At 62.5% G+C, this 5180-nt stretch carries 4 protein-coding genes and 1 pseudogene; 2 read left to right on the top strand and 3 right to left on the bottom strand.

Features of this window, described 5'->3' with window-relative positions:
* Positions 1–344 (bottom strand): annotated as a pseudogene (locus AC6RA8_RS20910) (signal recognition particle-docking protein FtsY); the annotation flags it as partial.
* Between the two features lie 110 nt (positions 345–454).
* Positions 455–2149 carry an NAD(P)H-dependent oxidoreductase subunit E gene (locus tag AC6RA8_RS20905; RefSeq protein WP_500355549.1) on the bottom strand — a complete coding sequence of 565 codons (1695 nt, stop codon included), beginning with the start codon at positions 2147–2149 and terminating at the stop codon, positions 455–457.
* Positions 2150–2360: 211 nt separating this feature from the next.
* Between AC6RA8_RS20905 and AC6RA8_RS20900 the strand changes: the two genes are divergently transcribed.
* Both AC6RA8_RS20900 and AC6RA8_RS20895 read left to right on the top strand, forming a co-directional pair.
* Positions 2361–3392, top strand: a complete 1032-nt coding sequence (locus AC6RA8_RS20900; RefSeq protein ID WP_500355547.1) for an alkane 1-monooxygenase — start codon at positions 2361–2363, stop codon at positions 3390–3392.
* Between the two features lie 49 nt (positions 3393–3441).
* Positions 3442–3837 carry a hypothetical protein gene (locus tag AC6RA8_RS20895; protein ID WP_500355545.1) on the top strand — a complete coding sequence of 132 codons (396 nt, stop codon included), beginning with the start codon at positions 3442–3444 and terminating at the stop codon, positions 3835–3837.
* Positions 3838–3974: 137 nt separating this feature from the next.
* Here AC6RA8_RS20895 and xseA read toward each other — a convergent pair.
* The coding region (gene xseA, locus AC6RA8_RS20890) for an exodeoxyribonuclease VII large subunit (protein WP_500355543.1) at positions 3975–5180 on the bottom strand (1206 nt) is incomplete at its 5' end.

Below are 5180 nucleotides of genomic sequence, written 5' to 3'. Positions count from 1 at the left end.
TCAGGCTCAGGCTCAGGCTCAGGCTCAGGCTCAGGCTCAGGCTCAGGCTCAGGAACGATTATCGGTTCCGGATCGGGTGCAACAGGTGTTTCGATTGGTTCAGAGACCGGCTCCGGGTCCGAAATCACCGGCGCTTCGACCGGCGCGGGTTCGGGCATCGGATCGGACACCGGCGGCATCTCAACCGGTGCAGGCGTCGGGGTTGGGTCAGGCGTCGGCACGATCTCGGGATCGGGCGCTGCGGCCTCTTCCACTCCGCCATCTTCGACGATCGCCTCCAACCCCTCGTCAATCTTGGACGAAGATTTGAACAGCCGATCCTTGAGTTTCTTAAAAAATGCCATGATGCCCCGAATGTCGTTCTGTCCCTGACCTAATACGCGGGCGCGGGCATGAAAAGGTACGACTTCGAGGCGAAGCAAGGGCGACGTTGATCACGTCGCCCAAGACAATATCAAATCTCGTCTGCGAAATGCTTCATCGTCAGCTTGATTGGGTTCGGCGCCGCCTGCCCAAGGCCGCAGATCGAGGCATCCGTCATTGCGGTGCAAAGCTCATCCAGCAGACCCTGGTCCCACGTATCCGCCTGCATCAGTTTGACTGCTTTTTCACAACCCACCCGGCAGGGGGTGCATTGGCCGCAGCTTTCGTCTTCGAAGAACTTGAGCATGTTGAGTGCGGCGTCGCGGGCACGATCCTGATCCGACAGGACCACAACCGCCGCTGAGCCGATGAACGTGCCATGAGGTTGCAGCGTATCGAAGTCGAGCGGGATGTCGTTCATCGACGCGGGCAGCAGACCCGAAGACGGGCCACCCGGTTGATACGCCTTGAACACGTGACCGTCGGCCATACCACCAGCCGCCTCGATGATGTCCGTAATCGTGGACCCTGCGGGCAGCAGGTAGACGCCCGGTTTGGCAACGCGTCCGGAGACGGAGTAGCTGCGCAAGCCTGTCCGCCCGTTCTTTTCAGTGCTGTTCAGCACCTCCGGCCCTTCGCGACAGATGCGCGCGATCCAGTGCAGGGTTTCCACGTTATGCACCAGTGTGGGTCGGTTGAAGGTGCCCACTTGCGCCACGTAGGGAGGCCGGTGGCGCGGCAGGCCGCGCTTGCCTTCGATGCTTTCGATCATCGCGGATTCTTCCCCGCAGATATAGGCACCTGCCCCGCGCCGCAGGTCGATATAGCCGGGTTTCACGATCCCAGCGTCTTCCAGCGTCTTGATTTCACGGGCAAGGATGTTGAGCACGGCGGGGTATTCGTCGCGCATGTAGATAAAGGCGGTTTCTGCCTCGACCGCCCAGGCGGCGATCAACATCCCTTCAAGGAACAGATGCGGCGTGCGTTCGAGGTAGTAGCGGTCCTTGAACGTGCCCGGTTCGCCCTCGTCCCCGTTGACGGCGAGGTAGCGCGGGCCAGCATTAGCACGGACAAAGCCCCACTTGGTGCCGGAGGGGAAGCCCGCCCCGCCCAGACCCCGCAGACCGCTTTCCTTGATTTTGGCCTGCACGTCTTCCCAGTTGCCACTGTCGCGCAGTTGCATGAGCGCGGTGTAGCCACCGGCGGCAGCATAGGTATCCAGCGTTTCGTAGTCCGGGAAGTGTGCGTGGGTGTCACCGGCTGCGATGGCCGCATGCACCTTTTCAGGCGTCGCGTTGTCGATGTGGTTGTGGCCCAGTTCAAGCACTGGGGCGGTATCGCAGCGGCCCATGCAGGGCGCACGAAGGACACGCACCTCGGACGGGTCGAGGCCGTCTTCGAGAGCGGATTTGAGGGCTTGCGCCCCTGCCAGTTCGCAGCTGAGCGAGTCGCAGACGCGGATTGTGAGCGCTGGGGGCGGTGTTTCGCCTTCCTTCACCACATCGAAATGGGCGTAGAACGTCGCGACCTCGTAAACCTCAGCCATGCTGAGGCGCATTTCCTCGGCAAGCGCACGCAGATGCGCAGCAGAGAGGTGGCCATAGGCATCCTGGATCAGGTGCAGGAATTCGATCAGCAGGTCACGGCGGCGCGGTTGGTCGCCAAGCAGCGCCTGCACCTCTTGCCAGGCCTGATCCTCTAGCGCACGGCCCTTGGGACGGACACGCCCCTTGCCCTTGCCCGATTTCCAGACACCTTTGCCCTTTGCCGACTCGTCCAGCGCCATCACACGCACTCCTGCCCTGATTTGGGCAGAGAGTATCAGCGCAGCCAAAGCACGATCAGCCCAAAAGCGACGCCCCGATACACAAATGACGCGCGTATCGTCACCATGTCGCCGCCAATGGGTCACGCTTTGGCAGCAAATTGAAGCTAAAGGCATCCTCTGTCAGGCTGTGATACCGTTCAGCCGCGAAAACTGGAGTGATTCTGCATACATGCCGCCCCTGCTGCCGTTTCAAATCGCCAGCCTTTTGCCCGGGCTGTGTCTGGCGCTGGCCTGTTTGTCGGGCGGGCCGTGGCCGGTTGCTGCCGTGTTGGTCATTACGGTTGTTGTCTTTTTCCTCGACAAGCTGCCTGTGCGTCCTGCACCGTCTGACGCATCCGGTCATCGGCTGTCTGAAGCCTTGGGCGTTATCCATTTTTTCCTGTTGGGCCTGACGGTTTGGGCCATGGGCACGGACCTTGCGACGCTGGACAAGGCGCTGATCGTCGTGGCGGCCGGGTTATATTTCGGACAAGTGTCCAACTCCAATGCGCATGAATTGATCCACCGTGCGGATCGCTGGGCGTTTCGATTGGGGGCGGCCTGCTATGCATCCATCCTTTTCGGCCACCACACCAGCGCACATCGTCTGGTGCACCATGTTCATGCGGCAACCATGGCTGACCCCGCCACGGCACGTTTGGGGGAAGGGTTCTGGGCCTACCTTGCACGTGCCTGGATTGGCGGGTGCCGCGACGGACTGTACGCGGAGAAAAGACGTCATGGCGGTGCACGACTTCCGCGCCCGTATCTTTTCTATGCCTTGGCGTCCGCTCTAAGCGTCGCAGTTGCATATACACTAGCTGGTGGTGCCGGAGTTCTGGGGCTGATCCTTGTCAGCGCATATGCGCAGGTTCAACTGATGCTGTCGGACTACGTCCAGCATTACGGGCTCATGCGGCGCAGCCTGCCGGGCGGCCAACTGGAGCCGATGGGACCAGCACATTCATGGAACGCACCCCATTGGTATTCGGCGGCCATGATGCTGAACGCGCCGCATCACTCTGCTCACCATGCTCGTCCCGCAACATCCTTCCCACGGCTGGAACTGGATGCGGAGACCATGCCCATATTGCCTCACTCCCTGCCGGTGATGGCCGTTCTGGCGCTTGTTCCACCCCTTTGGCGGCGTATCATGGACAAACGGGCGGAACGGTGGGCGGGTGCCGTGATCCAAAGCAGGATAACGCCAGCATCCGCATGAAACGACGTGCCCTCTGGCAGGTTTCGCACGGCTCTGCCACAGTGGGCGCATGATCATTCGCCTCTTGCTGATCCCGCTTGTCTTTGCAGGCTCCACTGCGATGGCTGAGCCGATGACGGCGGCCGAGTTCGAAGCCTATGTCACCGGGAAAACCCTGTTCTACGGTCGCTCGGGTGAGGCGTATGGCGCTGAAATATACCATGAAAACCGACGCGTCACCTGGTCCTTTCTGGATGGTGAATGCAGGGACGGGACGTGGTACAATGACGGCCCGCTGATCTGCTTTGTCTACGAGGATCGCCCCGATCCGCAGTGCTGGACCTTCGAGAAGAGAGCCGGTGGATTGATCGCAACCTTCGCAAATGACCCTGACAGCACCGAGCTCTACGAAGCACAGGATGTTGGCGAGGAAATGATCTGCCTCGGCCCGAAGATCGGCGTGTGAGCCTCGCGGACGACACGTCCGCCTTACTGACTTTGCGTCTCCGCGCCACACAGACGTTATTAGGCGGAGGTGACCTCCGCCTTACCCGGTGCGTTCGTTGCGATGGGCTTTGCCCGTAAGGCGCATCTTGATGCGCCCTAGAACAGCGACCCCTGTTCGGGTGGTTTAGCTGCGCGTTTCTGCGTCGCGCTTTTTCCACCCGCCAGCTTCATGCGCCCATCGGCGAATTCGATCTCGAGCCCACTGGCCTGTTCCGCTGCAGCCCGGCTGGTCAGGATTTGCCCTCCGCCCCGCACAACCGCGTACCCGCGTGCCAGCGTCGCCTTGTAGCCAAGTGTCTCCCGCAGCCGGTCCATGGCGTCCAGTTTGCGGTGCAGGCCCTCCAGCTGTCTCTGGCCAGCGGCTTGCATACGGGCTGTTGCGTCCCGTAACCGTTCCGACTTGCGCGCGGCATCCTGTCCAATTCGCGCCGGGGTCAGGCGCGCCGTACGGGCCTCCAGCCGTTCGCGTTTGGCGGCAGCGACACGGGCCAAGGCCGGTTCGAGCCGTGCGGACAGGGCATCAAGACGCCGTTTCTCTGCCTCGAAGCTGCGCCGCAATGTGGCCGGACGCAGGCTGCCCGATACATCAGACAGCCGCACCTTGCGCCGTTGCACGCCCGCGATCAGTGCAGGCCCAAGTTTGCCGCCCGTCACGTCAAGCCGTTGGCGTGGCCCCTCGACCAGTGCATCCGCCCGGGGCAACGCGCGGGCCAGATCGCGCAGACGCTGATTGCGCCGCTGCATCCCGCCACTTGCGGCACCCGTCATCCGCGCCCCAGCCTGTTCGACCCAGGCCAGTAATTCGTGGCGCACGGGTACGGCCATCTCGGCTGCCGCAGTCGGGGTAGGTGCGCGCCTATCCGATACGAAGTCGATCAATGTCGTGTCCGTCTCGTGCCCCACGGCAGACACCAGCGGGATGTCCGATGCCGCCGCAGCGCGGGCGACGACCTCTTCATTGAAGCCCCACAGATCCTCGACCGAGCCACCGCCGCGCGCCACGATCAACAGATCGGGTCGCGGCATGGCGCCTCCGGATGTCAGCGCATTGAAGCCGGCGATGGCCCGCGCAACCTCGGGAGCGCAATTGGCCCCCTGCACCGCCACGGGCCAGATCAGCACCTTGCGCGGGAACCGGTCCCGCAACCGGTGCAGGATGTCGCGGATCACCGCCCCCTGCAAAGAGGTCACAACTCCAATCACCTCGGGCAGATAGGGCAAGGGCCGCTTGCGCGCGTCGTCAAACAGCCCCTCGGCAGCGAGCGCCTTCTTGCGCTTTTCCAGAAGCGCCATCAGCGCACC

It is taken from the genome of Tateyamaria sp. (assembly GCF_059783535.1).
Note: the sequence above shows the minus strand (reverse complement) of the source record. Positions and strands in the feature narration are given on the sequence as shown.

What these genes read in the sequence shown, in the direction of transcription:
- AC6RA8_RS20905 (WP_500355549.1), bottom strand. Translation starts at nt 2,149, where the DNA reads ATGGCGCTGGACGAGTCGGCAAAGGGCAAAGGTGTCTGGAAATCGGGC.
- AC6RA8_RS20900 (WP_500355547.1), top strand. Translation starts at nt 2,361, where the DNA reads ATGCCGCCCCTGCTGCCGTTTCAAATCGCCAGCCTTTTGCCCGGGCTG.
- AC6RA8_RS20895 (WP_500355545.1), top strand. Translation starts at nt 3,442, where the DNA reads ATGATCATTCGCCTCTTGCTGATCCCGCTTGTCTTTGCAGGCTCCACT.